Origin of the sequence: Pseudomonas sp. ADAK18 (genome assembly GCF_012935695.1) — a bacterium.
Taxonomy (GTDB): Bacteria; Pseudomonadota; Gammaproteobacteria; order Pseudomonadales; family Pseudomonadaceae; genus Aquipseudomonas.
In genome coordinates this window covers 4047791-4074033 of record NZ_CP052859.1, presented here as the reverse complement: position 1 = coordinate 4074033, position 26243 = coordinate 4047791, and the positions used below count along the sequence as shown (strand labels likewise).

At 58.9% G+C, this 26243-nt stretch carries 24 protein-coding genes; 13 read left to right on the top strand and 11 right to left on the bottom strand.

Going from position 1 to position 26243, the window contains the following annotated elements; genetic code table 11:
- Positions 1-68: 68 nt before the first annotated feature.
- Positions 69-206 (bottom strand): hypothetical protein, encoded by a 138-nt coding sequence (locus HKK55_RS18390; RefSeq protein WP_003175756.1) that lies wholly within the window; start codon positions 204-206, stop codon positions 69-71.
- A gap of 919 nt (positions 207-1125) precedes the next feature.
- Here HKK55_RS18390 and HKK55_RS18385 point away from each other — a divergent pair.
- From HKK55_RS18385 to arfB, 3 genes are all read left to right on the top strand, one after another.
- Entirely contained in the window at positions 1126-2544 is a 1419-nt protein-coding gene (locus tag HKK55_RS18385; protein WP_169355980.1) for an amino acid permease, read from the top strand.
- Between the two features lie 179 nt (positions 2545-2723).
- Positions 2724-4142 (top strand): type III effector, encoded by a 1419-nt coding sequence (locus tag HKK55_RS18380; RefSeq protein ID WP_169355979.1) that lies wholly within the window; start codon positions 2724-2726, stop codon positions 4140-4142.
- Positions 4143-4220: 78 nt separating this feature from the next.
- Positions 4221-4634 (top strand): alternative ribosome rescue aminoacyl-tRNA hydrolase ArfB, encoded by a 414-nt coding sequence (arfB, locus tag HKK55_RS18375; protein ID WP_169355978.1) that lies wholly within the window; start codon positions 4221-4223, stop codon positions 4632-4634.
- Here the strand turns inward: arfB and HKK55_RS18370 are convergent.
- From HKK55_RS18370 to HKK55_RS18360, 3 genes are all read right to left on the bottom strand, one after another.
- A complete protein-coding gene (locus tag HKK55_RS18370) occupies positions 4631-5830 on the bottom strand; it encodes an MFS transporter (RefSeq protein WP_169355977.1) in 1200 nt (399 codons plus the stop codon). The genes arfB and HKK55_RS18370 overlap by 4 nt on opposite strands.
- A 94-nt stretch (positions 5831-5924) precedes the next feature.
- Positions 5925-6113: a hypothetical protein gene (locus HKK55_RS18365; RefSeq protein WP_169355976.1), complete on the bottom strand. Its 189-nt coding sequence runs from the start codon at positions 6111-6113 to the stop codon at positions 5925-5927.
- 76 nt (positions 6114-6189) lie between these two features.
- On the bottom strand, positions 6190-6495 hold the full coding sequence (locus HKK55_RS18360; protein WP_169352806.1) for a hypothetical protein: 306 nt from the start codon (positions 6493-6495) through the stop codon (positions 6190-6192).
- A gap of 232 nt (positions 6496-6727) precedes the next feature.
- Here HKK55_RS18360 and HKK55_RS18355 point away from each other — a divergent pair, with 232 nt between their 5' ends.
- Entirely contained in the window at positions 6728-8011 is a 1284-nt protein-coding gene (locus HKK55_RS18355; RefSeq protein ID WP_169357896.1) for an MFS transporter, read from the top strand.
- 45 nt (positions 8012-8056) lie between these two features.
- Here the strand turns inward: HKK55_RS18355 and HKK55_RS18350 are convergent, their stop codons facing one another.
- Positions 8057-8368 (bottom strand): DUF962 domain-containing protein, encoded by a 312-nt coding sequence (locus tag HKK55_RS18350; RefSeq protein WP_169355975.1) that lies wholly within the window; start codon positions 8366-8368, stop codon positions 8057-8059.
- A gap of 161 nt (positions 8369-8529) precedes the next feature.
- Here HKK55_RS18350 and HKK55_RS18345 point away from each other — a divergent pair, with 161 nt between their 5' ends.
- Positions 8530-9591, top strand: a complete 1062-nt coding sequence (locus tag HKK55_RS18345) for an AraC family transcriptional regulator (protein ID WP_169355974.1) — start codon at positions 8530-8532, stop codon at positions 9589-9591.
- Here HKK55_RS18345 and HKK55_RS18340 read toward each other — a convergent pair.
- The 6 genes from HKK55_RS18340 to HKK55_RS18315 all read right to left on the bottom strand — a co-directional run bounded on the left by HKK55_RS18340 (position 9548) and on the right by HKK55_RS18315 (position 17134).
- Complete coding sequence (locus HKK55_RS18340) at positions 9548-11002, bottom strand: TrkH family potassium uptake protein (RefSeq protein WP_169355973.1); 1455 nt, start codon at positions 11000-11002, stop codon at positions 9548-9550. The two genes, HKK55_RS18345 and HKK55_RS18340, sit on opposite strands and share 44 nt — an antisense overlap.
- 261 nt (positions 11003-11263) lie before the next feature.
- Positions 11264-12592: an imelysin family protein gene (locus tag HKK55_RS18335; RefSeq protein WP_169355972.1), complete on the bottom strand. Its 1329-nt coding sequence runs from the start codon at positions 12590-12592 to the stop codon at positions 11264-11266.
- A 152-nt stretch (positions 12593-12744) separates the two neighbouring features.
- Positions 12745-14796, bottom strand: coding sequence for a bifunctional diguanylate cyclase/phosphodiesterase (locus tag HKK55_RS18330; protein ID WP_169355971.1), 2052 nt, complete (start codon positions 14794-14796; stop codon positions 12745-12747).
- Positions 14797-15339: 543 nt separating this feature from the next.
- Positions 15340-15936 carry a superoxide dismutase gene (locus tag HKK55_RS18325; RefSeq protein ID WP_169355970.1) on the bottom strand — a complete coding sequence of 199 codons (597 nt, stop codon included), beginning with the start codon at positions 15934-15936 and terminating at the stop codon, positions 15340-15342.
- Between the two features lie 188 nt (positions 15937-16124).
- Positions 16125-16727: a LysE/ArgO family amino acid transporter gene (locus tag HKK55_RS18320; RefSeq protein ID WP_169355969.1), complete on the bottom strand. Its 603-nt coding sequence runs from the start codon at positions 16725-16727 to the stop codon at positions 16125-16127.
- 5 nt (positions 16728-16732) lie between these two features.
- Positions 16733-17134, bottom strand: coding sequence for an ACT domain-containing protein (locus HKK55_RS18315; RefSeq protein WP_169355968.1), 402 nt, complete (start codon positions 17132-17134; stop codon positions 16733-16735).
- A 100-nt stretch (positions 17135-17234) separates the two neighbouring features.
- Here HKK55_RS18315 and HKK55_RS18310 point away from each other — a divergent pair, with 100 nt between their 5' ends.
- The 8 genes from HKK55_RS18310 (at position 17235) to HKK55_RS18275 (ending at position 26055) form a co-directional block, all read left to right on the top strand.
- Positions 17235-18128 carry a LysR family transcriptional regulator ArgP gene (locus HKK55_RS18310; protein WP_169355967.1) on the top strand — a complete coding sequence of 298 codons (894 nt, stop codon included), beginning with the start codon at positions 17235-17237 and terminating at the stop codon, positions 18126-18128.
- A gap of 52 nt (positions 18129-18180) precedes the next feature.
- Entirely contained in the window at positions 18181-19179 is a 999-nt protein-coding gene (locus HKK55_RS18305) for an NAD(P)-dependent oxidoreductase (protein ID WP_169355966.1), read from the top strand.
- Positions 19180-19310: 131 nt separating this feature from the next.
- On the top strand, positions 19311-20156 hold the full coding sequence (locus tag HKK55_RS18300) for an ATPase (protein WP_169355965.1): 846 nt from the start codon (positions 19311-19313) through the stop codon (positions 20154-20156).
- Between the two features lie 156 nt (positions 20157-20312).
- Positions 20313-21572, top strand: a complete 1260-nt coding sequence (locus HKK55_RS18295; protein WP_169355964.1) for an AGE family epimerase/isomerase — start codon at positions 20313-20315, stop codon at positions 21570-21572.
- A gap of 104 nt (positions 21573-21676) precedes the next feature.
- Positions 21677-22963, top strand: a complete 1287-nt coding sequence (locus HKK55_RS18290; RefSeq protein WP_169355963.1) for an ABC transporter substrate-binding protein — start codon at positions 21677-21679, stop codon at positions 22961-22963.
- A 182-nt stretch (positions 22964-23145) separates the two neighbouring features.
- The gene (locus tag HKK55_RS18285; protein ID WP_169355962.1) at positions 23146-24054 is read left to right on the top strand and encodes a carbohydrate ABC transporter permease; all 909 of its coding nucleotides are present in this window, start codon (positions 23146-23148) and stop codon (positions 24052-24054) included.
- Complete coding sequence (locus HKK55_RS18280; protein WP_169355961.1) at positions 24047-24892, top strand: carbohydrate ABC transporter permease; 846 nt, start codon at positions 24047-24049, stop codon at positions 24890-24892. Before HKK55_RS18285 ends, HKK55_RS18280 begins: the two co-directional genes overlap by 8 nt.
- A 2-nt stretch (positions 24893-24894) precedes the next feature.
- Entirely contained in the window at positions 24895-26055 is a 1161-nt protein-coding gene (locus HKK55_RS18275; RefSeq protein WP_169355960.1) for an ABC transporter ATP-binding protein, read from the top strand.
- Positions 26056-26243 lie beyond the last annotated feature (188 nt).

Here is a 26243-nt window from a genome sequence, read left to right as displayed (position 1 = left end):
CATCCTTCAAAGCCTTCGGGAAAGTGGCAGATGCAGCGGACTGCACCTGCCTGGATGCCTGCCTGGTGTTAGAAAGGCCACATCGCGGTGCCGAACGGCACAACGGCGTCGGCTTGCATCATTTCAACGGCGGCCTCATGGGTCGGCGCTTCAAACCAATCGTCGAGTTGCAGTTCGGTTTCCAGGTCGTTTTCCAGTGCTTGCATGGTGTATCTCCTAGAGGACGTTGTTTGAGATGAAGCTTGTCAGCGGGCTGCGCCGAGCAAGTGGAAAGAACCTAGATTAGAGTGATTCCGAATGCAAAAAATATATTGACACCATTCCATTTGGATTTTTTATTCTGTTCTGGTGGCGATATTTTTATTAATGGAAAACAGTCGGCTAGATGGGTTTAGCGGTCAGGAAAATTCCTACCGTCAATTTCTCGCTATCTGACGGATATATGTCATCTGTCCCGGATATCTGCCACAGCGTAACGATTATTTTACGAAAATGGCCCTCGAAGACACGGAATGTGTAAGGGGTGAAGCGCTGTAAGGAAAACCTGACGACAGGTGGATTCCAAAGCCTTCGGCAGGGTCTTGGGGCTCTTGTTTCGGCCCACGGCAAAGGCTGTGATGGTGCCGTGCCACGTGCGGTACACCACAACAAGAAGGAGGCGCAATGAACGCCATATTGCCAAATGATCCCGCCGATCCCCTCGCGCCCGCTGGCCTCGTGCGCCGCCTGTCTTCAACGCCAGTGCCCGCAAAGCCCCTGAATAGACCGCTGCCGTAAACACCGATGTCCGCCCGAATGATGTTGGCGGTGTACAATGCGCGGCGTTTTACTGTGACCCAACTGCGTATCCGCGCATTTTGCGCCTGCCGGCTGTCGTGATGCCCTTGTGCTTATCGATGCATCCAAAGGCCAATACCTCAGGGCTATCCGCCTTGTTCATTCCGCCTGGCCACAAGCCAGTCGGGTTCGATTTCGTCACAGATAAAAACAAACAGGTGACGCATGACCGCTAGAAAGACGCTGAACTCCTGGTGCCTGCGCTGGGGTTTGATCGGCGCTGCTTGAGTCCGTTTCAAAGCAGCAACGTGCAACGAACATCATCAAACCTTGCGTGAGACCCTTTTCATGAGTGGACCCAACTCGCATTCAGGCGAGCTAAAACGCGGCCTGAAAAATCGTCATATTCAACTGATCGCCCTCGGTGGCGCGATCGGTACCGGCCTGTTCCTGGGCTCGGCCGGGGTGCTGAAATCCGCCGGCCCGTCGATGATCCTTGGCTACGCCATTTGTGGTTTTATCGCCTTCATGATCATGCGCCAACTGGGCGAAATGATCGTTGAAGAGCCGGTAGCCGGCTCCTTCAGCCACTTTGCCCACAAGTACTGGGGCGGCTTCGCCGGTTTCCTGTCGGGCTGGAACTGCTGGATTCTGTACATCCTGGTGGGCATGTCGGAGCTGACAGCCGTGGGCAAGTACGTGCACTACTGGTGGCCGGAGATTCCAACCTGGGTCTCGGCGGCGGCGTTTTTCGTGCTAATCAATGCGATCAACCTGGCCAACGTCAAAGTCTTCGGTGAGGCCGAGTTCTGGTTCGCCATCATCAAGGTGGTGGCCATCGTCGGCATGATCGCCCTGGGCAGTTACCTGCTGGTCAGCGGCACCGGCGGGCCACAGGCCTCGGTGACCAACCTGTGGGAACACGGCGGGTTCTTCCCCCATGGTGTCGGCGGGTTGGTGATGGCCATGGCTATCATCATGTTCTCCTTCGGCGGCCTGGAAATGCTCGGTTTCACGGCTGCTGAAGCGGACAAGCCGCGCACCGTGATCCCCAAGGCGATCAATCAGGTGATCTACCGGATCCTGATTTTCTACATCGGCGCGCTGGTAGTGCTGTTGTCATTGACGCCATGGGACAGTTTGTTGGCGAGCCTCAACGCGTCGGGTGATGCTTATAGCGGTAGCCCGTTTGTGCAGGTGTTCTCGATGTTGGGCAGCAACACGGCTGCGCATATCCTCAACTTCGTGGTGTTGACGGCGGCGCTGTCGGTTTATAACAGCGGCACTTACTGCAACAGCCGTATGTTGCTGGGTATGGCTGAGCAGGGGGATGCCCCCAAGGGCCTGGCGAAGATCGACAAGCGTGGGGTGCCAGTGCGGTCGATTCTGGCGTCGGCGGCGGTGACGTTGGTGGCCGTGTTGATGAACTACCTGATTCCGCAACATGCGCTGGAATTGCTGATGTCGCTGGTGGTTGCGACGCTGGTGATTAACTGGGCGATGATCAGCTTTTCACACTTCAAGTTTCGCCAGCATATGGATCGGACGGGGCAGGTGCCGTTGTTCAAGGCGCTTTGGTATCCGTATGGGAACTATGTCTGCCTGGCGTTTGTGGCGTTTATCCTGTGCATCATGTTGATGATTCCGGGAATCCAGATCTCGGTGTATGCGATTCCGGTTTGGGTGCTGTTTATGTGGGTGTGTTATTGCGTCAAGAATAAGCGCAAAGCTCAGGAAACTCTGAGTACAGCCTCGGTGCTTAAATAGGCCCAGGCGATAAATAACAAACCCGGCCATGTGCCGGGTTTGTTTGTTCAGGCAGCCTCATTCCAGCGTCCCTACAAAACTCATCAGTCCTAAATCAGCAAATGGCTACAGAAAAAAAGGCCCAACAGGTAATAAATAACCGTCGAGATTCTGCCCCCAATCGGTGAGGATATTTCCCCATGATCACGACATCACCCCTTTATCCGCAGGTGTTGCACGGGCCCGCGCTTGATCCGAGTATGCATCAGAGCAATAACGTTACCGAGAACAAGCAGCTAGAGGCCAATCTTGGCCGAGTGGCCAGTGAAAGCCCGGCAGCGCACAAAACGGTGGATGCCTTGCTTTCAAGCGTGACCAGACTGTTTACGTTAGTCGAAGGCAGTGAGCTGAAAGCCAGGGCAAAGATGCTCGCCAGTTACTCACTGGACTCTCCCAGTTTTGGGGTGATCGGCCAGTTGGGTGCTGGTGGTTTCACCCGCATCCTTGATGAGGCGCGCCATGGCGGGGTAGACCGCCACCGCGGCGGGCAAGAGCCACTGACACTGCGAGAAAAGGCCACCGCCTTTTTCAACCTGAGCAACTCGCCTTACTTTCGAGAAACCATGGAGCGTATTCACGGTTCGCCCGAGTTGAAAGAACAGGCTGGCGCAATTATTGATACTCGCTATCTGGAGTCAAAACAATTCGGGCCAGCGCGGGGCAGCAGCAAGGAGCGGCCATTACCCGACCAACTGGCGCTTTATACATTCAAAAATGAAAGCACTCAGGATGCTTCGAAAAATGCGCATCTCTACGAGCAAATCAAGGAGGTGAACGGCCAGCCTGTGGTGAGCAATCCAGCCAAGGCAGGTGCCAGTTTAACTAAAGTGCAGAATGATTTCCGTGAAGCCCTACCCCTTGCGAACAAGGTTTGGACGTCGGCCGCTGACCTGAAGAGTGATCAGCGGTTAACCTCCCGTGAGCTTGATTTTGCGCGTCTCAATCCACGTAATCGCATGGATCGGGACGACGGCCAGTTTGGCCATCAAGGCCCGATAAAAAGTTTTACATCCTTGCCCCTCGAGCAAACGGTGGTTCCTCGGGGCAATGGCTTTGCGGTCTGGCAAGTGAAGCAGGACACCGGCTTTGCGCGCGACGCGGCGTTGCAGGCGAAACCAGTCGTGGCAGGCCCTTCCGGTACTACCGACCGCTTTATGACGGCTGCCCGTCTTTTGGGTAATGGCCTGATTAACGAACTGGGCCTCAACCCACCCAAGGCAGGAGAGTCTCCCTCGCAAAGTGAGGCCAGGGCACAGCGGGAAATGAAAGAACTGGTGCGCTGGATGGCTACCGGCTACCTGGTGGACGACAATCACCACTCCATGGTTGAGGTCAACCTGGGCGCTGCCAACCATGGTCTTGCGGCGCAATGGGGCGCGCAGCTATACCGCGAACCCTTTACCGCGCCGATCAATACCCGCCAATTCTCTATCTCCAACGCCGACGTCGCACGAGAGTTGGAATGGCAACCGGCAGTGAAGACCCATTATGAGAAGTTTCGACATGATTTGCAGGGTGGCAATCGTGCAACGGTGACGCCTGATGGGCGGGTGCTCTGATCCCAGGGACGCCTGGCCGCAGCCGCGGCGACATTCGCGTATCCTTGGGTTCTTCTGACCCAAGGATCCAAGCCCTTCATGCTGGTGATTTCCAACACCGTGCACCTCCCCGACGCTGAGATCGAGTTGACCGCCATCCGTGCCCAAGGCGCCGGTGGCCAAAACGTCAACAAAGTCTCCAGCGCCGTGCACCTGCGCTTCGACATCCCGGCCTCATCATTGCCGGAGTTCTACAAGGAACGTCTGCTGGCCCTGCGCGACAGCCGCATCACCAGCGAAGGTGTGCTGATCCTCAAAGCCCAGCAATACCGAACCCAGGAACAGAACCGCGCCGATGCCCTGGAGCGTCTGGTGGAGTTGATCCTCAGTGCCACCAAGGTCGAAAAGAAGCGCCGCCCCACCAAGCCAACTCTGGGCTCAAAAAAGCGTCGCCTTGAATCCAAGACCAAGCGCGGCAGCATCAAGGCCGGCCGAGGCAAGGTCGATTTCTAAGTCGTTTCCCGCGCTTCCCGAGACTTCGGCGCCTGCCGGTACAAATACAGGCTGAGCAGTAAGCCGCCAAATGCCGCGATGGCCGCAAACAGGAAGATCGACGCAAAGCCGAACCCCGCCGCAATCGCCCCGGCCAATGGCCCGGTGATCCCCAGGGACAAATCGATAAACAACGAATACGCCCCCACCGCCGCGCCACGGCTGGACGCAGGCACCAGGTTGACCGCTTCCACCCCCAATGCCGGAAACACCAGGGAAAAACCGAACCCGCTCAAGGCCGCGCCGGCCAATGCCAGGTGGGCGTCGGGCGCCAGCCACAACAGCAGCAGGCCCAGGGTTTCCACCGACAGGCAGACAATCGCCACGCGAAAGCCGCCGATCCGGTTGATCAGGTTGCCGAACAGCAGCCGTGCTCCGATAAAGCTGGCCCCGAACAGGCTCAGGCACAGCACCGCGTTGTCCCAGTGTTGAGTGGCGTAATACAGGGTGATAAAGGTGGCGATGGTGCCAAAGCCAATGGAACCCAGGGCTAGCCCGCAACCGTGGGGTAACACGCGCCCCAGTACGTGCAGGAACGGCAAGCGTTCACCCACGACAATTGGCGCTGCGACTTTCGGCCAGGCCAGCACCAGTCCCACCACGGCCAACAGGATAATGCTGACCCCCATGCTCCACAGTCCTAGATGGCTGACCAGCAGCACGCCCAGCGGTGCGCCGACGGCCAATGCGCCGTAGCTGGCGATACCGTTCCAGGAGATGACCTTGGCGGTGTTCGCCGCACCCACCCGGCCGATGCCCCAACCGATCGAACCGGAGCCTACCAGGCTTTCGGCGCTGCCCAGCACCAGTCGGCCGATCAACAGGCTCGTCAGGCTCCAGGCCGGCAGGCTTGATAGCCAGGCCGAGAGCAGCATGAACACGCCGCTCAAGCCACAACCCGCCAGTCCGTACATCACCGCACGTTTGCTGCCGAGGTTGTCGATGATCCGGCCGGCATACGGTCGGCTCAGCAGCGTGGCCAGATACTGCACGCTGATCACCAGCCCAGCGATCACCGCGCCGAAGCCCAGGTCGCTATGGACATAGCCCGGCAGCACGGCCAGGGGAATGCCGATATTCAGGTAGCCGATAAAGGTGAAGAGGACGATGGAAACGACTTGCAGCGTGACCGCCATGGGGCGCTGGGTATCTGGCATGGGGAGAGGTCCACTGTTGCAGCAGGAAAAGATAGGCTGCTTATGATACCGATGGTTTTGCCTGGGCAGGGGGGGCAAAACATAAAACTCTTGATCAAGGTTTGGGAGTAGCGGGGTTCAGCAATTGCGTGGTCACCAAGGCGGCGAGGGCGTTTTCCTGGGTGCCGAAGCGCTTGAGCAGCAAGGCTTGTTTTTCCGGGCTGAGGCGGTTCCAGACGTCGACCATCTGCAAGGCAGTGTCGAGCAAGGCGTTGTCGGGCGCGTCGTTGGTGTTGTGGGGCATGGGATTTGTCTCGGGTGATTCAGGCAGTGTGGAAAGCGCGCAATGTAACGCTTTCCACACGGTCTGGGTACGGCGCTCAGTCCTGGCTTTCGCTGTCGACTGGTTTTGCTTGCACAGGCTCAGGTTGTTTGCTGTTGGCCTGTTGCGGGGTTGGCTGCTCAGTTTCGTGCAGGCTTGGGAAGGGGAGATTAGGTATTTCGTGCATCGTCGTCGCTCCTCGCAAGGTCTGTTTTTTCAATCGCAGGTGATTCCGCGCTTTCAAAAAGCCTTGGCAGGATACAGCACTGTAAATGACAAAAAGACTTTTATATCGACGGATGTATGAATCGTCATCTGGAAACCGCAAGTGACATGGGGTCACACCTCCCTCGGCTTCAGCCATGGATCAATTTCGACAATACAGTCTTTGTCATCGTATGACTGTGTCGGTTTTGTCACTTTCTTCGATTGACAGTCTGCCTTCTACTGAATATAAAGCGTGTAGTTGTATGATGACATATGACGTTACATCTTTGTGTGGCTCATCCTACAAGCACTGCCAGTTGCAGAACGTACGCCTCAACTCTAAAAATAATTAAGGTGACACGATGAAAATAAAAGGCATCCGTTGGTGGATGGTCGGGCTGATGACGGCCGGGCTGATCATCAATTACCTGGCCCGCAACACCTTGTCGGTTGCCGCACCGACGCTGATGAGTGACTTGAGCATCTCCACTGAGCAGTACTCTCACATCGTGGTCGCCTGGCAGGTCTGTTACGCGTTGATGCAGCCGGTGGCGGGGTACGTGATTGATGCCATTGGCACCAAGATGGGGTTTGCGATTTTTGCTATTGCCTGGTCGGTGGTGTGCGCGTTGGCGGCCTTTGCCACCGGCTGGCAGAGCCTGGCCGCGGCCCGTGGTGCGTTGGGGTTGACGGAGTCGGCGGGATTTCCGGGCGGGGTCAAGGCGATTACCGAATGGTTTCCGGCCAAGGAGCGTTCCGTCGCCATCGGCTGGTTCAACTTTGGTTCTTCCTTTGGTGCATTGTTGGCGCCACCGCTGGTGGTGTGGGCGATTTTGCACAGCGGCTGGCAGTTAGCGTTCCTGATTGTCGGCGCGATTGGCCTCATCTGGAGCGGACTCTGGCTGTGGCTCTACAAACATCCGTTGGATCAGCGTCGCCTGGGGGACGCCGAGCGTGATTACATCCTCGCCGGCCAGGAATCTCACCTCAAGGAGGGCGTTCAGAAAAAGGCCAGTTGGAAGCGCATCCTCAAGAGTCGCAACTTCTTCGCCATCGCCTCGGCCCGGATGCTTTCGGAGCCGGCCTGGCAGACCTTCAATGCATGGATCCCGTTGTACCTGATGACCGAGCGGCACATGAACATCAAGGAAATGGCGCTGTTTGCCTGGCTACCGTTTCTCGCGGCGGACATTGGTTGTGTGTTGGGAGGGTACCTGAGCCCGCTGTTTCACCGGCACTTCAAGGTGTCGCTGTTTACCTCGCGCAAGCTGGTGATGTTGCTGGGTTGCCTGTGCATGATCGGTCCTGCATGCATAGGGCTGGTAGACAGTGCCTACACGGCGATCGCATTGTTGTGTGTCGGCGGTTTCGCCCACCAGACGTTGTCGGGGGCGTTGTTTTCCATCGCTTCGGATTCCTTTGGGAAAAACGACGTGGCGACCGCGACCGGCGGGGGGCAAATGTGTGGATTTATCGGCGCGGCGGCCTTTACGGCGGTGTTTGGCGTACTGGTGACAAAAGTCGGCTACAGCCCGCTGTTCGTGGTGCTGGCGATTTTGGACCTGATTGCTGCCGTGATCATCTTGAGCGTCGCCAGGGCCATTCCCCAGGAGCCCGAACCTCAGGCTCCCGGCACGACTCAGCCCGGCCACGGCTCGCTGCTGCCGGTCTGATCCAGGTGTTCCATTGCCGTCATCACGCTTGCGCAGGTGGCGGCTTTAAAACGGTACCTTGCCGAGAATCATGTCGCGGTACATCACAAAATCCCCCAGCAGGCTGTAAAACGGATGCTGGAAGGTGGCCGGACGATTCTTCTCAAAGAAGAAATGGCCAACCCAGGCAAAGCTGTAACCGGCCACCGGCAATACCAGCAGCAACCACCAGGCACCCTTGCCGACGGCAAGTGCCAGAATAAAAATCACCAGGCTGGTGCCGATGAAATGCAGGCGGCGGCAGGTGCTGTTGCCGTGTTCGCTCAGGTAATAGGGATAAAACTCTGCGAAGCTATTGAATTGTCTGACGTTTTCCACGATGACCGGCCCTCTGTTTATTGTTCCGCCCAGCAGGTGTTCGGCGGGGAGCTTATTTGAGTCTAGAGTCATCGGGTGTAACGGCCAGTGACAATAGATGCCACTTTAGTATCCTTGGGTTTCCTGGCTGTAGTTTCAGCCTGCCATATCAAGAAAACGCCATGAGCGAACGAACAACTTCTTCAAGCTGGGCGATGGGGATAGTCAAGGCTCTGGAGATGGACGGCCTGGATTGCCGTGCCTTGTTCAAGCAGCTTGGCCTGGACTATGCCGCCCTGGATGACCCTGATGCGCGTTTCCCGCAGGATTCCATGACGCGGCTCTGGCAGCGAGCGGTGGAGTTGTCGGGCAACCCGGCGATTGGTCTGAATATGGGCAAGGTGGTGCGCCCAGCGTCGTTTCATGTGGCCGGCTATGCCTTGATGTCCAGTCGTACCCTGGCTGAAGGCTTCATGCGCCTGGTGCGTTATCAACGAATCATTGCTGAAAGCGCCGACTTGAGTTTCCGACTCTTGCCCGAAGGCTATGCGCTGATTCTTACGGTACACGGCGATCACCTGCCACCGACCCGGCAAAGTGCCGAAGCATCCCTGGCCAGCGCCTTGGCGCTATGTGGCTGGTTGACCGGCCGCACCCTGCAGCCGCGCAAAGTGCTGGTACAGGGTGATCAGCCTGCGGACCTTGAACCGTACAAAAAAGCCTTCCATTCGCCGCTGGTGTTCAATGCACCCTATGACGCGCTGATTTTCGAGCGGGCGGATATGGAGGCGCCGTTGCCCACCGCAAACGAGGCCATGGCGCTGTTACATGATCGCTTTGCCGGCGAATACCTGGCGCGCTTTTCGGAGAGCCGGGTGACTCACCGGGCACGGCAGGTGTTGTGTCGACTGTTGCCCCAAGGCGAACCCAAGCGCGAAGTGGTGGCCCAGACGTTGCATCTGTCTCAACGCACCTTACAACGGCGTTTGCAGGAAGAGGGCACCAGTTTTCAGACCCTGCTGGACGACACCCGCCGTGAACTGGCGGAGCAATACCTGGCGCAGCCGTCCATGACCTTGCTGGAAATTGCCTACCTGCTGGGGTTTGCCGATCCGAGCAACTTCTTCCGGGCCTTCCGCCGCTGGTTCGATGCCACGCCCGGCGAGTACCGGGCGCGGTTGCTGGAAGCGTCAGCGCTGATCAGTGCCGCCAGAACGCCGGAATACACAGCACAAACACCGTAATGATCTCCAGTCGGCCCAGGAGCATACCCAGGGACAGGATCCACTTGGCCGCGTCCGGCAGGCTGGCGAAGTTGCCGGCAGGGCCGATGGTTTCTCCCAGGCCTGGGCCGACGCCGGACACGGTGCTGGCCGCGCCGGTCAATGCGGTCATCCAGTCCAGGCCCAGCAGCGACAGGGCCAAGGCAATCGCGCAGATGGTGATAGCGAAGAAAAACGAAAAGGTCAGGATCGAACGGACGATTTCTTCGTCCAGGCGATGGCCGTTGTACTTTTGCTTGATCACCGCCCGTGGGTGAATCAGTTGATTCAAGTTAGCCTTGAGCAGGATGTAGGCTACCTGGAAGCGGAAGATCTTGATCCCGCCCGCCGTGGAGCCCGAGCAGCCGCCGACAAAGCCCAAGTAGAAGAACAGCATCAGTGAGAAGTTGCCCCAGATACTGTAGTCCCCGAGAGCAAAACCAGTCGTGGTCACGACCGACGTGACGTTCAGTGCCACATGGCGCAGGGCTTCCAGCCAGTGCAAGTTGGTGGTCCACCAGTACCAGGTGCCCAGCACCAGCCAGGTCACCAGCAGCAATCCGAGCAAGCCTTGCACCTGTTGATCCTTGATCAGCGCCCGGCGATTGCCGCGCAACATGGCCACATATAGGGTGAACGGCAGGGCGCCGAGGATCATCACCACAACGGCCACCCAATGCACCGCCGGCTGTTTCCAGTGGGCCAGGGATTCGTCGGAGGTGGAGAACCCGCCGGTGGAAATCGCCGACATCGCATGGTTGATGGCGTCGAACAGGCTCATGCCGGCCCACCAGAAGGCCAGGCTGCCGAGGATGGTAATGCCGACATAGGCCGCCACAATCAGCCGCGCCACCATGTGGGAGCGGGGCATGACCTTTTCCGAGCGGTCCGAGGATTCGGTCTGGAATAGACGCATACCACCGATGCGCAGCAGTGGCAGGATCGCCACGGCCATGCCGATAAAACCGATGCCGCCGAGCCAGTGCAACAACGAGCGCCACATCAGGATCCCGGGGGACATGCTGTCCAGGCCGCTGAGTACCGTGGAGCCGGTGGCGGTGATGCCGGACATGCTTTCAAAGAACGAGTCGGTGTAGCTGATGTGCTGGGTCAGCAGGAACGGCAGCGCGGCGAAGATGCACACCACCACCCAACTGGAGACTGTCAGCAGGTACATGTCCCGGGGGCGCAGGTGCACGTGTTCCGGGCGACCGGGTATCACCAGTGCCAGGCCGGCGAGGAAGGTGATCATGCTGGCCCAGAGAAACGAAGGCAGGTCGCTGGTACGTTCGAAAAAGACCAGTGTCGCCATCGGCACGACCATGGCGATCGCGAGGGTGATCAGGAAGATGCCGATAATGAAACCGATCATACGTAAGGTCGGCAACGCCATGAGGTCCGCTCGGTGACAGGGAAAGGCGCCATTCTACCTGCGGTGCAGGTCTTGTACACCGGGGGCTCGAAGGCGACGCCGGGCAAATGTGGGAGCGGGCTTGCTCGCGAAAGCGGTGTATCGGTCAACGGATGCATTGGCTGACCCACCGCTTTCGCGAGCAAGCCCGCTCCCACAGGGGGCTTGCGGTGGTTAATGGACCTTGAAGTTCAGGCACAAAAAAAGGCGACCCGAAGGTCGCCTCATTCAACGCAGCACTGATCAGAACTCGTGATCGGCGTTGTCCGGGTTCAGGTCGCTGATGCCCAGCTTGCCCGCTGCCAGTTCGATGGCGCCGGTCTGCTGGACCAGCGCGGCGATGGCGTCGCGCACGATCTGGTTGCCCGCATCGTTGCCGGCGGCGATCAGTTGGTCGTAGTGCTCACCCTTGTTGGCGTGGTCAACCATGACCTGGATCTTCGCTTCGGTGGCTGCCAGGTCCGCCTTGAGGGCTGCGTCGGCAGCCGGGTCGGCCTTGGCCACCAGGGACGACAGGCTGGCACCGGTCATCTTGTTGCCGTCGACACGGGTGTATTCGCCCAGGTAGACGTTGCGGATGCCTTTGGCGTCGTAGAAGTGCGAGTTGTGGGTGTTGTCGCTGAAGCAGTCCTGCTCGTCTTCAGGCGAGTTGGCTTCCAGGGAAACCTTCATGCGCTCACCGGCCAGTTCACCCAGGGACAGGCTGCCCATGCCGAACAGCATTTTGCGCAGGCCGTCGGTGGCAGGTTCGGCTTCCAGGGTGGCGCGGTAGTTGTCTTCGACGTTGGGCTTCCAGTTGCCGACCATTTCTTCGAGGTCGCTGACCAGCAGTTGGGTCACGGCGCGCAGGTAGGTGCGGCGACGCTCGTTGTGACCGCCAGTGGCGCCGTCACCGGTCATGTAGTCCGAAGCCGGGCGGTTGCCGGCGCCAGGGCCGGTGCCGTTCAGGTCTTGGCCCCAGAGCAGGAATTCAATGGCGTGGTAGCCGGTGGCGACGTTGGCTTCGGAGCCGCCCAGCTCATTGAGACTGGCGAGTTTTTCCGCCGTGATGTCTTTGACGTCAACCTTGTCTTCGCCGACCTGGACCTCGGTGTTGGCGATGATGTTGGCGTTTGCACCTGGGTTACCGAGCGCGTGTTCGTAGGACTTGTCGACATAGTCGATCAGGCCTTCGTCCAGCGGCCAGGCGTTCACCTGACCTTCCCAGTCGTCGATGATGGTGTTGCCGAAGCGGAACACTTCACTCTGCAGGTACGGTACGCGCGCGGCGATCCAGGCGGTGCGAGCCGCTTTCAGGGTTTCGTCGCTCGGGTTGGCGAGGAAGGTGTCGATGGCGGTTTGCAGGGTTTTCGCCGTGGACTCGGCATCGCTGTAGACCGCAAAGACCATGTCCGCGTAATGCGCGACTACAGCCTTGGCAGCAGCCTCGTCGACCTGGCCAGCAGGCGCGGCAGCCGCAGTAGCGCTGGCGACTGGTTGAGGAGCGGCGGCCTTGTCTTTGCCCTCACCGCAACCGGCGAGAGAAATGGCAATGGCCAGCAGACTGGCGGTGGCCAGAGGCATACGAATCATGGCGAACATCCTGCTTCGGTAGATGACTGGGGCGCGCATGGCTGCGCGCAAAACTGCGACATAATGCGAAAGATTTGCATTTTGTGTAAAGGGTTAACGCGGTAAAAGTTTGTGACATAGGCGGCTGGCGCCCTGGGGTGGCCATCATGGACTTACAAAATCACCGCGTTGTCCCGCCGGGACTGCTTCAAGTACGCCGCCAGCTCCCGGGCCGGTAGGGGTTTGCTGTAGTGGTAGCCCTGACCTTCATGGCAACCTTCGGAGATGATGTAGGCCTCCTGCTCGGCGGTTTCCACCCCTTCGGCGATCACCTGCATGCCCAGGCTTTTGCCCAGTTGGATAATCGCTCGCACAATGGTGGCATCGTCGTCGTCATCCAGCAGGTCCTGAACGAAGCTCTTGTCGATCTTGATCTTGTCCAGCGGCAGGCTTTTCAGGTAACTGAGGGATGAGTAGCCGGTCCCGAAGTCATCAATGGCGATCAACGCCCCGGAGCGGCGCAGGCTCAGCAGATGCTGGGCAGCAGTGCTGATGTCTTCCATCAGGCCGGTTTCGGTGACTTCCAGCTCCAGGCTGCGGGGCGGCAGGCGATAGATCTGCAGCAGGTTATTGACCACCCTCGGCAGTTCGGCATGGTGCAGTTGCACCGTGGACAGGTTCACCGCCATACGCAGGTCACTGAAGCCCATGTCATGCCATTCCCGTAGCTGCCGACAAGCCTGATCCAGTACCCACTCGCCGATGGGAATAATCGTGCCGTTCTGTTCCGCCAGCGGGATGAACAGGTCGGGCGGGACCAGGCCGTGTTCCGGGTGTTGCCAGCGCAGCAGCGCCTCCACACCCACCACCCGATTCTCGCGATAGCTGATCTGCGGCTGGTACACCAGATGAAACTGCTCGCGGCTCAAGGCATCGCGCAAGTCCTTCTCCAATTCCCGGCGCCGACGCATTTCGCTGTCGACGCTGGCGATGTAGAACTGGTAGCGATTGCGTGAGCGGCTCTTGGCCAGGGTCATGGTCTGTTCGGCTTTTTGCAGCAGCTTCTCGGTGCTGTCGCCGTCTTCCGGGAACAAGGTGATGCCAATTGTGGCGCGCAGGCGGATTTGTTCGTGGTCGAGGGCGAACTCGGCTTCCAGGTCATCAAGGATGCTTTGCGCCAGCTCGGCAGCTTCATAAGGTTGTTCGATATCGGCCTGGACCAGGGCGAACTGGTCGCCTCCCAGGCGCGCCAGGGCACCGAGGCGGCCACTGTGGGCGCGCAGGCGGTCGGCCAGGGCCAGCAGTAATTGGTCGCCGGCCTGGTAGGTGAATTGCTCGTTGACGCTTTTGAAGTCATCCAGGCCAACACACAACACCGCCACTCGACGTTGCCGACGGCCAGCATCGATCAGGATCTTGTCCAATTGCTCCTGTAATTTCTGGCGGTTCGGCAGGCCGGTAAGGAAGTCGTGCTGGGCCATGCGCAGCAGGCTGCTTTCTGCTTCATGGCGCAGGTGAGTGTTGCGCTCGATCGATTCGAGCAACTGATTGGCGGTGTTGATCCACAACCCCAGTTCGTTCTTTTCATGGCCCTTGAGCTGCGGGATCTTGTGCTCGCTGGGACGGTCGGGGTTGATCGAACTCAAGTGCCCGATGATCCGTGACAGCGGCTTGGTCAGCAGCCAGTGGTAGACCAGGTACAACACCAGACCCATAGCCAGGGCACGCAGTACGCCGGAGATGAATATGATTACCGAGTTGACCAGGAAACCTTTGCCATAGGTGGCGGTGTCGAGGGTGATGCTCAGGTCGCCGTAATACTCGCTGTAGGGCCCGCGTCCCACCAGCGGCGTGGTGAAGGTGCGTTCCTGGCCGAGGATCGGGTCGGTGAGCCAGCGGCTGGAGGACTGCTGCAGGTCACGGCTTTTCTCGGCGAGCATGGCTTCGTTGGGATGGCCGATGGACGCCACGCGCACGGCGTCATCCTGAAACAAACCTTCGATGACCTGCATGCCCATCTCGCGGTCCAGGCTGTAGACGGCCTGGGTGGAGGGGTCGCGAAACATGTCGAGGATGCGCTGGGCATCGCCGGCCACGGCCTGGCGGGTCTTATAGGCGTCGAAGATGATCTGGGCCACGCTCAGCGCCACACCCACTATCAATGCCGAAAGCAGCACAACCCGGAGCAACTTCACCGACAAGCTGTTTTTGAGTTCCAGCTTCAAAGGGTCATTCCTTGTTCCATTCGGGTAGCCTCAAGATGCCATGAGTATTGGCAATCCGGTGATGGCAGTCAAAGGGACATTATGGCGTCAGGTATTTTGGGTGGGCTGATGCGTTGTGGGTGGGTGATGTTAGCGGGGGGTAACTGGGAATATAGATGTGCCTCTAATAATGCGCTGCATTTATCGCCGCCCAGGATATCCAGAACGGCGAATGAGGTCTTTATTGGGTTGGTATCTGGTTCGGATTCGGTTTCGAATCGTTTTGCATGGTTTGCGAAAGCGATTGTCCAGCTTGTAGTGCCGTTCCTATCACTGTTTTCGCCAAATCTATTGCTAATGGGGCTACGGCTGCGATTAGGGGGGCTGCTGCTGCTGCTGTTGCCATAGTAAACACTCCAAGATTCAATAAGAGGGAAACTCCTCTCACGGCCTAGGTGGCAATTTCCAGTCATTGAGTTCCTCTGTGCTTCGTCTGTTTTAAGTCTATGTAGCGCTCACAAAAAAGCCCGGCAATCGCCGGGCTTTTTCTACTGCAAGCGTGGCTTAAGCGGTGAAGGTCTTGCCTTCGAACTGCTCAGCGACGAACTTCCAGTTGACCAGGTTCCAGAACGCTTCCACATACTTTGGACGCACGTTGCGGTAGTCGATGTAGTAAGCATGTTCCCAGACGTCGCAGGTCAGCAGCGGGGTGTCGCCGCTGGTCAGCGGGTTGCCGGCGCCGATGGTGCTGGCCAGGGCCAGGGAACCGTCAGCTTTTTTCACCAGCCAGCCCCAACCGGAACCGAAGGTACCGATGGAAGTCTTGGAGAACTCTTCCTTGAACTTGTCGAACGAACCGAACGCCGCGTTGATGGCCTCAGCCAGCGCGCCGGTAGGTTGACCGCCGGCGTTTGGCGCCAGGCAGTTCCAGTAGAAAGTGTGGTTCCAGACCTGAGCGGCGTTGTTGAAGATACCGCCCGAGGAAGACTTGACGATTTCTTCCAGGGTCTTGCCTTCGAACTCGGTGCCAGGCACCAGGTTGTTCAGGTTCACGACATAGGTGTTGTGGTGCTTGTCGTGGTGGTATTCCAGGGTTTCCTTGGAAATGTGCGGCTGCAGGGCATCGTGTGCATAAGGCAGCGGCGGCAATTCGAAAGCCATGATGATTCTCCTAATCAGGTCAGTTGCGGTGAGCGCAAGGCCGATCACGGGCGGCCATACAAGCGCCGGGGAGTTTGTACTCTTTGCGGCGCAGGGTCCGGATCATAGCACCGGGGGTGCGGCAAAACCACGCAACAACTGTGTGGGATAGAGGTTCCAGAGTCTTTTGGCTGCTCTTCAAAATCAGTTCAGCTCGTGCTTATTAATTGATAGGCCACGCTGAACATCATTGCCGCCACCAACAAGTCCAGCAAACGCCACGTGGCCGGGCGTGCCAGCCACGGTGCCAACCAGGCAGCGCCGAGCGCCAGGGCGGAAAACCACAACAGCGAGGCACTGGCGGCGCCGGCGACATAAGCGCCCGGTTCGGTTTGCTGGGCGCCCAGGGAGCCAATCAACAGTACCGTGTCCAGGTACACATGCGGGTTGAGCAACGTCACCGCCAAGGCACTGAGCAGCACCGCGCGCAACGAGCGAACCTTGTGGTTTTCCCCTTGCTCCAGGCTTTGCCGTGACCAAGCCCGGCGCAGCGCAAGGGTGCCGTACCACAACAGGAAGGCTGCGCCACCCCAGCGGGCAATGGCCAACAGCAAAGGGTTCTGGGCCAACACCGTCGCCAGGCCAAATACCCCGGCAGCCACCAGGATGGCGTCACACACCACACACAGTGCGGCCACCGGCAGGTGATGTTCCCGGCGCAGGCTTTGCGCCAGAACAAAGGCGTTTTGCGTGCCGATGGCCATGATCAAACCGAGGGCGACCAGCAGGCCGTTCACGTAACTTTGCCACATGGTCTTTACTCCGCCTTGGCTGCCAATTGGCGCAGCACGGTCATGGCCCGTTCGGCGTCGCTGCGGCCGACAAACAAGTGATCGTGGTAATAACCGGCAATCACGTTGCAACTGATTCCGGCCTGGCCCAGGGCGCTGGCGAAAGCCGCCGTGAGACCGACTGCCTCCAGGGCCGAATGCACGTTCAAGGTGATCCAGGCGGCGATGTACTCGTAGGGCAATCCGGCCCGTTCGGCCTGTTGGCGCTCGACAATCACCGTCAGGCCTTCTTGTTCACGAAAGCTGCCGATCACCTCGCAACCGTCCGGGATGTGGTAGTCGGGCAGGGTGCAAAACACATAGTCGCCCTCGTTGAGGTGCGGGCTCATGCTGCGCAACAGGGTTGCCAGGGCGGTTTCGCCGGCCATGGGAAAGATCCTTGAGGAGTGGAGAAGTGATGCTGGCTATTCTCGGGGTTGAAGCTGTATAAGAAAAACCAATATTGCTGATCGCTCATTAGGAAAACTGATGTTCGACTATAAGTTACTGGCCGCCCTGGCGGCGGTGGTGGAACAGGCCGGATTCGAGCGGGGCGCCCAGGTGCTAGGCGTCTCGCAATCGGCCATCTCCCAGCGCATCAAGCTGCTCGAGGCGCGGATCGGCCAGCCCGTGCTGGTACGGGCAACGCCGCCGACGCCGACAGACATCGGCCGACGGCTGCTTAACCACGTGCAGCAGGTGCGGTTGTTGGAGCGGGATCTGCAGAGCCAGGTCCCGGCCCTGGATGAAGAGGGCATGCCAGAGCGTCTGCGCATTGCCTTGAATGCCGATAGCCTGGCCACCTGGTGGGCCGAGGCAGTCAGTGATTTTTGCGCTGAGCAGCACCTGTTGCTGGACCTGGTGGTGGAGGACCAGACCGTGGGCCTCAAGCGCATGCGGGCCGGTGAGGTGGCGGCGTGTATCTGTGCCAGCGAACGGCCTGTCGCGGGTGCCCGTAGCTTGTTGCTGGGGGCGATGCGCTATCGGGCGCTGGCCAGTCCTGCGTTTATCGCCCGGCACTTTCCAGATGGGGTCCGTGCCGATCGAGTGGCGCGGACCCCGGCGTTGGTGTTTGGCCCTGATGATTTCCTGCAGCATCGTTACTTGGCTTCTTTGGGTGTCGAGGGTGGTTTCGAGCACCATTTGTGCCCATCGTCCGAAGGCTTCATGCGCCTGGCAGAGGCCGGGTTGGGCTGGGGCCTAGTGCCCGAATTACAAGTACACGACCAGCTTGAGCGGGGAGTTCTGGTGGAGTTGTTGCCAGATAAGCCAATCGATGTGCCGCTGTACTGGCATCATTGGCGCAGTGGCGGGCAATTGCTCGGGATGTTGACTGAGCATCTGGCCCGGGCGACTGGCCAATGGCTAGTGCCGTTGGAGTGACAGCAAGCGTCAAGGCAGCAGCGATGAAAAACGAAAGAATGCGGAGTAACACATGAAGATTCTGGTCACCGGCGCAAGCGGCTTTATCGGCGGACGCTTTGCGCGTTTCGCCCTGGAGCAGGGCCTGGACGTGCGGGTCAACGGGCGGCGGGCCGAAGGTGTCGAGCACCTGGTACGGCGCGGCGCCGAGTTTATCCAGGGTGATTTGAATGATCCGGACCTGGTGCGCGACCTGTGTCGCGATGTCGAGGCGGTGGTGCATTGCGCCGGTGCTGTGGGGCTGTGGGGGCGCTATCAGGACTTTCACCAGGGCAACGTATTGGTGACCGAAAACGTTGTCGAGGCGTGCCTCAAACAGCGGGTCGGGCGCCTGGTGCACTTGTCGTCGCCGTCGATTTATTTCGATGGCCGCGACCACCTGGGATTGACCGAAGAACAGGTGCCCAAGCGCTTCAAGCATCCCTATGCGGCCACCAAGTACCTGGCAGAACAGAAGGTCTTCGGTGCCCAGGAGTTCGGACTTGAAGTACTGGCGCTGCGCCCGCGTTTTGTCACTGGCGCCGGTGATATGAGTATCTTCCCGCGCCTGTTGAAAATGCAGCGCAAGAATCGCCTGGCAATCGTCGGTGATGGCTTGAACAAGGTCGACTTCACCAGCGTGCACAACCTCAACGAGGCGTTGCTCAGTAGCTTGCTGGCCACCGGTTCCGCCCTGGGCAAGGCCTACAACATCAGCAACGGTACCCCGGTACCTATATGGGACGTAGTGAACTATGTGATGCGGCAAATGGAAATGCCCCAGGTCACGCGTTACCGTTCCTACGGTTTGTCCTACAGCGTTGCGGCGCTCAATGAAGCATTCTGTGCGATGTGGCCGGGGCGCCCGGAGCCTTCGCTGTCCCGGCTGGGCATGCAGGTCATGAACAAAGATTTCACCCTCGACATCAGTCGCGCCCGGCATTATCTCGACTACCAGCCCAAGGTCAGCCTGTGGACCGCTCTCGATGAGTTCTGCAATTGGTGGAAGGCCCAGGATGGGGGGACGAAATAGAACCGACCAATGACCTGTAACACACCGGGAACCGAACTTGCGGTTCCCGGTCGATCAGTGCGACGGGCAAGGGGTTTATACTCCGCCGCCAGGCTTTCCATGTGGCTACCTCAAGGATTTAAGGTTGATTCATGCGTAACGATGCTAACGACGACTTCGACAACGTTCCCAGCCTGCGGGCAGACACCGGGGGCGACGATGATTTTGCGCCAACTGCTGCCACGTCCGTGCGCTCCCGGCCGGCGCCAGTGGTCAAGGTCAAGAGCGCCAGCACCGGGCCTTTGTGGGCGTTGGTCGGCGCGCTGTTGTTTGCCTTTGCGGGCCTTGCCTGGTGGAGCTTCCAGCAGATTTCCCTGATGGGCCAGCAGTTGGTGGCAACCCAGGAAAGCTTCGCGCGTATCAGCGAAGAAGCGGCCGGGCGCCTGCAAGATATTTCCGGCAAGGTGGTGGCCAGCGAGGCCAACGTCAATAACGGCAGCGAAGCGCTGAAACTGCAGATCAAACAGTTGGAAACGCAGCTGCTGGAGCAGGGCAAGCAGCAGTTGGGCGTGGCCGGCCAGGCCACGGATCTGGACAACCGGCTGGCGACAATGACGTCCGGCACCACGGAACTGTCAGCTGCCAACGTGAAGTTACAAGGGCAGGTTCAAGCCCTGACGGAGGCCGTTGCGACGCTCAAGGCGGGCCAAACCGACGCAAGCAAGCGCGATGCCGAGTTCAAGGAACTCTCCGCTGATGTGGCAGCTTTGAAGAAGCAGGGCAATCCAACAGCGGCCATCGCTCGCCTGGAACAGGATCTGCTGGTGCTCAAGAGTGAGCAGGACAATCGCCAGGCCGCAGCTGACGGCCCGACGACCAAAGAGTTCGATGTGTTCCGCATCCAGACCACCCGTAATGTCACCACCTTGCAAAGTCAGGTGCAGAACCTGCAGCAGCAGATCAGTGCGCCGGCAAGAGTCAGTCCTATCGGGCAGTGATGTAAATGGTTTGCAGGAGCCCGCTTTCGTTGCTCCTGCAGGCGTTTTCAAATGGAATGTCACCAGTCGGTGACATTTCAAGCCCCCTTCGTTACTTGCCCTCTCCCAGCCCTTGTTTAGACTCCGGTCATCCCATAAAAACAAATAGGGCTCACCATGACCACGCAACCGCTGCCTTCCAGCAGTTGGCTGAACGCACCCGCCCATCACACATGGCTGGCCACTGAAGGTCAGCGCCTGCTGTCGTTCGCCAAGGCCTCGAAGCTGCCTGAAGGTTTCGGCAACCTGGATGACCTGGGCCACCTGCCGGCCAATGCCATCGCCGAAACCATGAACACCGCCCGTATGACCCACAGCTTCGCCATGGCCCACGCCCAAGGCCTGCCGGGCTACGCTGACCTGGTGGCGCACGGGGTAACCGCCCTCAGTGGCCCGCTGCGCGATACTCGCCACGGTGGCTGGTTCGCGGTTCCTGAGGCTCGTGATGGCAACACCGGCAAGGCGGCCTACTTGCATGCCTTTGTTGCCCTGGCGGCAAGCTCAGCAGTAGTGGCTGGTGCGCCCGGTGCGCAAACCCTGTTGAATGACGCTATCCACATCATCGACCAGTATTTCTGGAGTGAGGAGGAGGGCGCGATGCTCGAATCCTTTGCTCAGGACTGGACGGGTGTAGAGGCTTATCGCGGCGCCAACAGCAACATGCACGCCACCGAAGCCTTCCTCGCCCTGGCCGATGTCACTGGCAACACGCGCTGGCTGGACCGCGCGCTGCGTATCGTTGAGCGCGTGATCCACACCCACGCCGCCGACAATCAATTCATGGTGATCGAACACTTTGACCGTCACTGGCAGCCCGTGCGTGGCTACAACGAAGACAACCCGGCCGATGGCTTTCGTCCTTACGGCATCACCCCCGGCCATGGCTTCGAATGGGCGCGGTTGGTGTTGCACCTTGAAGCCGCGCGCCAGCAAGCCGGTTTGGTGACGCCCGAGTGGCTGTTGATCGACGCCAAGGGCTTGTTCGCCAGTGCCTGCGAGTATGGCTGGGCGGTGGATGGCGCCCCCGGCATTGTCTACACACTCGACTGGGCCCAGCGCCCGGTGGTCCGTGAGCGTCTACACTGGACCCACGCCGAAGCCAGCGCTGCGGCGCAGGCGCTGCTCAAACGCACGGGCGAGCTGCATTACGAAACCTGGTACCGGCGTTTCTGGGAGTTCTGCGAAACCCATTTTATCGACCGTACTCATGGCAGTTGGCACCACGAATTGAGCCCGCACAACCAGCCCAGCAGCAAAATATGGGGTGGCAAACCGGATCTGTACCATGCCTGGCAAGCCGTGTTGCTGCCTGGTCTACCCTTATCCCCGAGTATGGCCAGCGCCTTGGGCGCGGGACGTAATGTCACCACTTGGTGACATTTGTGCGTCCCTTTGTTACGTGCACCTTAAATATCCCTGTTTAGAATCCTATGCAGCGCAAGCTCTAGACTTGCATGCATAACAACAAAAAAGGTACTCAGATGAACGCGATTAATCGCCTCGCCGTTGCTATTTCCATTGCCTCGTTGTTTCCCCTCAGTGCTTTTGCCGCCGACTCGAAAGGGACGGTTGAAGTTGTGCATTGGTGGACCTCTGGCGGTGAGAAGGCGGCAGTAGATGTCCTGAAGGCCCAAGTTGAAAAAGACGGTTTCACCTGGAAAGACGGTGCCGTCGCAGGCGGCGGTGGTTCCACGGCCATGACCGTATTGAAAAGCCGTGCCGTTGCTGGCAACCCGCCAGGTGTTGCCCAGATCAAAGGCCCGGACATCCAGGAATGGGCGTCCACCGGGCTGCTCGACACCGATGTCCTGAAGGACGTTGCCAAAGAAGAAAAGTGGGACTCTCTGCTCGACAAGAAAGTCTCCGATACCGTGAAGTACGAAGGTAACTACGTGGCCGTGCCGGTGAACATTCACCGTGTCAACTGGCTGTGGATCAACCCTGAAGTCTTCAAGAAAGCCGGTATCGAAAAAGCACCCACTACCCTCGAAGAATTCTACGCCGCCGGCGACAAGCTCAAGAAAGCGGGCTTCATTGCGCTCGCCCACGGTGGCCAGCCTTGGCAGGACAGCACCGTATTCGAAGCCGTGGTCCTTTCGGTGATGGGTGCTGATGGCTACAAGAAAGCCCTGGTCGACCTGGATGAAAAGGCCCTGACCGGTCCTGAAATGATCAAGTCGCTGACCGAACTGAAGAAAGTCGCGACCTACATGGATGCCGACGGCAAAGGCCAGGACTGGAACCTGGAAGCCGCCAAAGTCATCAACGGCAAGGCCGGCATGCAGATCATGGGTGACTGGGCCAAGAGCGAGTGGACTGCGGCCAAGAAAGTCGCTGGCAAGGACTACGAGTGCGTAGCTTTCCCGGGTACCGACAAAGCCTTCACCTACAACATCGACTCCCTGGCGGTGTTCAAGCAGAAAGACAAAGGCACTGCGGCCGGTCAGCAGGACATTGCCAAGGTCGTGCTGGGTGAGAACTTCCAGAAAGTCTTCAGCATCAACAAGGGCTCGATTCCGGTTCGGGTCGACATGTTGAAAGACATGGGCAAGTACGGTTTCGACTCCTGCGCACAGACCGCAGCCAAGGACTTCCTGGCAGATGCCCAGACCGGTGGCCTGCAGCCGAGTATGGCGCACAACATGGCAACCACGCTGGCCGTACAGGGTGCGTTCTTTGACGTAGTGACCAACTACATCAACAACCCTGCAGCCGATCCAGCCACCACCGCCAAGCAACTCTACAGTGCGGTCAAGTCGGCCAAGTAAGCCTTAGCAACGCTGGTCCTGCCGGGGCCGGCTTATGTAGGAGCCGGGCTTGCCCGCGATAGCATCACCTCGGTCTGTCAGCTGGACCGAGGTGCCTGTATCGCAGGCAAGCCAGCTCCCACACAAGCCAAACCCTCATAAGGAGCACCCTTGAAATCATTATCTCTGTACTGGATTTTCCCATGAGTTCTGTTGCTGTGTTCAGCAAAGCCTCGCCGTTCGATGCACTGCAGCGCTGGCTACCCAAACTGGTGCTGGCGCCCAGCATGTTCATCGTCCTGGTGGGCTTTTATGGCTACATCCTGTGGACGTTTGTCCTGTCGTTCACTAACTCGACTTTCCTGCCGTCCTACAAATTTGTAGGCCTGGCGCAATACGCACGCTTGTTCGACAACGACCGCTGGTGGGTGGCGAGCAAGAACCTCGCGGTGTTCGGTGGCATGTTCATCGGCATCACCTTGGTGATCGGCGTGACACTGGCGATTTTCCTCGACCAGAAAATCCGCCGCGAAGGCTTCATCCGCACCATCTACCTGTACCCGATGGCGCTCTCGATGATCGTCACCGGTACGGCCTGGAAATGGCTGCTCAACCCGGGTATGGGCCTGGACAAACTGCTGCGTGACTGGGGCTGGGAAGGCTTCCGCCTGGACTGGCTGATCGACCCTGATCGTGTGGTGTACTGCCTGGTGATCGCGGCCGTGTGGCAAGCCTCGGGCTTTATCATGGCCATGTTCCTGGCTGGTTTACGCGGTGTTGATCAATCGATCATTCGTGCCGCCCAGATCGATGGCGCGAGCATGCCCAAGATCTACTGGAAAGTGGTGCTGCCCAGCCTGCGTCCGGTGTTCTTCAGTGCGGTGATGATTCTGGCGCACATTGCGATCAAGAGCTTTGACTTGGTGGCGGCGATGACGGCCGGCGGCCCGGGCTACTCGTCCGATCTGCCCGCCATGTTCATGTATTCCTTCACCTTCAGTCGCGGCCAGATGGGCATGGGCTCGGCCAGTGCAATTCTGATGCTCGGTGCGATTCTTGCAATCATCGTGCCTTACCTGTACTCCGAGCTAAGGACCAAACGTAATGACTAGTCTCGCCGGCAAACCTTTCATTAGCTTGAGTCGCATCGCGATTTACGCGGTGTTGATCCTCGCGGTACTGCTTTATCTGGTACCGTTGGTGGTCATGCTGTTGACCAGCTTCAAGACCCCGGAAGACATCAGCACCGGCAACCTGTTGAGCTGGCCTGCCGTGGTCACCGGCATTGGCTGGGTCAAGGCCTGGGCCACGGTCGACGGTTACTTCTGGAACTCGATCAAGATCACCGTCCCGGCGGTATTGATCTCTACCGCCATCGGCGCGTTGAACGGCTACGTGCTGTCGATGTGGCGTTTTCGCGGTTCGCAGTTGTTCTTCGGCCTGTTGTTGTTCGGCTGCTTCCTGCCGTTCCAGACCGTGCTGCTGCCAGCCTCGTTCACCCTCGGCAAGATGGGCCTGGCCAGCACCACCACCGGCCTGGTGTTCGTGCACATTGTCTACGGCCTGGCGTTTACTACACTGTTCTTCCGTAATTATTACGTCAGCATTCCCGATGCATTGGTGAAGGCGGCACGGCTGGATGGTGCGGGGTTCTTCACGATCTTCCGCCTGATCATCCTGCCGATGTCGACACCGATCATCATGGTGTGCCTGATCTGGCAGTTCACGCAGATCTGGAACGACTTCCTGTTCGGCGTGGTGTTCTCCAGCGGTGATTCGCAGCCCATCACGGTGGCGCTGAATAACCTGGTCAACACCAGCACCGGGGTTAAGGAATATAACGTTGATATGGCGGCGGCGATGATCGCCGGGCTGCCGACCCTGCTGGTCTATGTGGTCGCAGGCAAGTATTTCGTGCGCGGCCTGACGGCCGGCGCGGTCAAGGGGTAATCATGGCAACGCTTGAACTTCGCAATGTAAACAAGACCTATGGCGCCGGCTTGCCGGACACCTTGAAGAACATCGAACTGTCGATCAAGGAAGGTGAATTTCTGATTCTTGTCGGACCTTCGGGTTGCGGCAAGTCGACGCTGATGAACTGCATCGCCGGCCTTGAAAACATCACCGGCGGCGCGATCATGATTGGCGACCAGGACGTCAGCGGCATGAGCCCCAAGGATCGCGACATCGCCATGGTGTTCCAGTCCTACGCGCTGTACCCGACCATGAGCGTGCGCGAGAACATCGAATTCGGCCTGAAAATCCGCAAGATGCCGCAGGCTGCCATCGACGAAGAAGTCGCGCGTGTCGCCAAGCTGCTGCAGATCGAGCACTTGCTCAATCGCAAGCCGGGCCAGCTCTCCGGCGGCCAGCAACAGCGTGTGGCCATGGGCCGTGCGTTGGCCCGTCGGCCGAAGATCTACCTGTTCGACGAACCGCTGTCCAACCTCGACGCCAAGCTGCGGGTCGAGATGCGCACCGAAATGAAACTGATGCACCAGCGTCTGAAAACCACCACCGTCTACGTCACCCACGATCAAATCGAAGCGATGACCTTGGGCGACAAAGTGGCGGTGATGAAGGACGGGATCATTCAGCAGTTCGGTACGCCGAAACAAATCTACAACGACCCGGCCAACCTGTTTGTGGCAAGCTTTATCGGTTCACCACCGATGAACTTCATCCCTCTGCGCCTGCAACGCAAGGATGGTCGACTGGTGGCGCTGCTGGACAGCGGCCAGGCCCGTTGCGAATTGGCGCTGAACATGAACGACGCCGGTCTGGAAGATCGCGATGTGATCCTCGGCCTGCGCCCGGAGCAGATCGTGCTGGCGGCGGGCGAGGGCAATGGTTCGTCGAGCATTCGTGCCGAAGTGCAAGTGACCGAGCCGACCGGTCCGGACACCCTGGTGTTCGTGCAGCTCAATGACACCAAGGTCTGCTGCCGTTTGGCGCCGGACGTGGCACCGCAGGTCGGCGAGACCCTGACCCTGCAATTCGATCCGGCCAAGGTATTGCTGTTCGACGCCAAGACCGGTGAGCGCCTGGGTACCGCTGTTTCGCTGCCGGCACAGGGTCATGCTGACAACGTGGCGCAGTTCAAGGGCCGTTGATGCATCTGTAGGAGCGAGCTTGCTCGCGAAGGTTGTCAACGATGACGCGGGCATCCTGGATGAACGCGGTGAGCTTGAGTTTTTCGCGAGCAAGCTCGCTCCTACGGGCATGCAATTAAAGCTTAACTTGTTGTTTTGATTAAAAAATGTAACCCGCGTTAGATAAAAACAGTTTAATAACAATAAAG

Coding starts and splice junctions, on each gene's coding strand:
- HKK55_RS18390 (WP_003175756.1), bottom strand. CDS start 206: ATGCAAGCACTGGAAAACGACCTGGAAACCGAACTGCAACTCGACGAT.
- HKK55_RS18385 (WP_169355980.1), top strand. CDS start 1,126: ATGAGTGGACCCAACTCGCATTCAGGCGAGCTAAAACGCGGCCTGAAA.
- HKK55_RS18380 (WP_169355979.1), top strand. CDS start 2,724: ATGATCACGACATCACCCCTTTATCCGCAGGTGTTGCACGGGCCCGCG.
- arfB (WP_169355978.1), top strand. CDS start 4,221: ATGCTGGTGATTTCCAACACCGTGCACCTCCCCGACGCTGAGATCGAG.
- HKK55_RS18370 (WP_169355977.1), bottom strand. CDS start 5,830: ATGCCAGATACCCAGCGCCCCATGGCGGTCACGCTGCAAGTCGTTTCC.
- HKK55_RS18365 (WP_169355976.1), bottom strand. CDS start 6,113: ATGCCCCACAACACCAACGACGCGCCCGACAACGCCTTGCTCGACACT.
- HKK55_RS18360 (WP_169352806.1), bottom strand. CDS start 6,495: ATGGCTGAAGCCGAGGGAGGTGTGACCCCATGTCACTTGCGGTTTCCA.
- HKK55_RS18355 (WP_169357896.1), top strand. CDS start 6,728: ATGGTCGGGCTGATGACGGCCGGGCTGATCATCAATTACCTGGCCCGC.
- HKK55_RS18345 (WP_169355974.1), top strand. CDS start 8,530: ATGAGCGAACGAACAACTTCTTCAAGCTGGGCGATGGGGATAGTCAAG.
- HKK55_RS18340 (WP_169355973.1), bottom strand. CDS start 11,002: ATGGCGTTGCCGACCTTACGTATGATCGGTTTCATTATCGGCATCTTC.
- HKK55_RS18335 (WP_169355972.1), bottom strand. CDS start 12,592: ATGATTCGTATGCCTCTGGCCACCGCCAGTCTGCTGGCCATTGCCATT.
- HKK55_RS18325 (WP_169355970.1), bottom strand. CDS start 15,936: ATGGCTTTCGAATTGCCGCCGCTGCCTTATGCACACGATGCCCTGCAG.
- HKK55_RS18320 (WP_169355969.1), bottom strand. CDS start 16,727: ATGTGGCAAAGTTACGTGAACGGCCTGCTGGTCGCCCTCGGTTTGATC.
- HKK55_RS18315 (WP_169355968.1), bottom strand. CDS start 17,134: ATGGCCGGCGAAACCGCCCTGGCAACCCTGTTGCGCAGCATGAGCCCG.
- HKK55_RS18310 (WP_169355967.1), top strand. CDS start 17,235: ATGTTCGACTATAAGTTACTGGCCGCCCTGGCGGCGGTGGTGGAACAG.
- HKK55_RS18305 (WP_169355966.1), top strand. CDS start 18,181: ATGAAGATTCTGGTCACCGGCGCAAGCGGCTTTATCGGCGGACGCTTT.
- HKK55_RS18300 (WP_169355965.1), top strand. CDS start 19,311: ATGCGTAACGATGCTAACGACGACTTCGACAACGTTCCCAGCCTGCGG.
- HKK55_RS18295 (WP_169355964.1), top strand. CDS start 20,313: ATGACCACGCAACCGCTGCCTTCCAGCAGTTGGCTGAACGCACCCGCC.
- HKK55_RS18290 (WP_169355963.1), top strand. CDS start 21,677: ATGAACGCGATTAATCGCCTCGCCGTTGCTATTTCCATTGCCTCGTTG.
- HKK55_RS18285 (WP_169355962.1), top strand. CDS start 23,146: ATGAGTTCTGTTGCTGTGTTCAGCAAAGCCTCGCCGTTCGATGCACTG.
- HKK55_RS18280 (WP_169355961.1), top strand. CDS start 24,047: ATGACTAGTCTCGCCGGCAAACCTTTCATTAGCTTGAGTCGCATCGCG.
- HKK55_RS18275 (WP_169355960.1), top strand. CDS start 24,895: ATGGCAACGCTTGAACTTCGCAATGTAAACAAGACCTATGGCGCCGGC.